At 45.4% G+C, this 911-nt stretch carries 2 protein-coding genes; both read left to right on the top strand.

The window, feature by feature from the left end; genetic code table 11:
• Positions 1-262: DALR anticodon-binding domain-containing protein (locus A3763_RS22220; protein WP_255376635.1), on the top strand; the 262-nt coding region annotated here is incomplete at its 5' end.
• Between the two features lie 33 nt (positions 263-295).
• Positions 296-911 (top strand): SPOR domain-containing protein (locus tag A3763_RS22215; protein ID WP_068760533.1); only part of this gene is annotated, 616 nt, incomplete at its 3' end.

Raw genomic sequence — 911 nt, 5'->3', positions numbered from 1 at the left:
TGAAAGCGAACGTAAACTAGCAAACACGCTGGCTAGCTTCCCTGAAGTTGTCAGCATTGCGGGAGAGCAAAATGCGCCTCATCAAATTGCAAACTACCTATATAGTTTGGCGAGCGACTTCCATACCTACTACAATTCAAATATTGTAATGGTTGAAGATAGTAAAATTAGAGATGCTCGTGCAGTGCTTTGCCTAAGCATCCAGCAAGTATTGAGAAACGGGCTTAAGCTACTAGGGGTTAGCGCTCCTGAAGAAATGTAATCACACCCGATAAACTATTGACGCGTTGATCATATGACTCAAGATTTTGCTAAGCCCTCGACCACTAAAAAGCCCGGAGCACCCAAGACAAAAAAAGGTTCTTCGGGAAAGTCTGGCGGGGCTAAAAGCAGCGCGAGCAAGAAGGCCAGCGGAGCAAGCCCTAAAGAAGTGCCAAGCTCAGCGCCGGTAAAAAACCGTACACCATTTTTTCTTTCCCTAATTGTACTGGTCTGTGCTTTTGCCTATGGCTTGTATTTTTTACAGTCTATTCCGCCCACTGAAACACCCGAGAAACAGCCAACAATATCCAAAAAATCCCCTTCTGCCAGCAAAAGCACGCCCGCCGAAGAAGCACCGGCAAAGCGTTTCAACTTTTACGATATCCTTCCAGAATCGACAGTGACTGCACCGAAGGTAGAAGAGTATCGCTTCAAACAAAAATCAGGCAGTGAAGACTACTTCTATGTGATTCAAACTGGCTCATTCAAAAACCGGGCAGATGCCGAGCGCCAAAAAGCCACTATCGCCTTTAAGGGCTTAAAAGCCAATATTGAAACAGTTACCAATGATAAAGGTACTGTCTGGCACCGAGTTAAAACCGGACCATTCACCAACCGTAGTAAGTTAAATAGCGCCCTGGATAAACTTG

It is taken from the genome of Oleiphilus sp. HI0128 (genome assembly GCF_001635365.1).
This window is presented reverse-complemented; position numbering and strand designations above follow the sequence as displayed.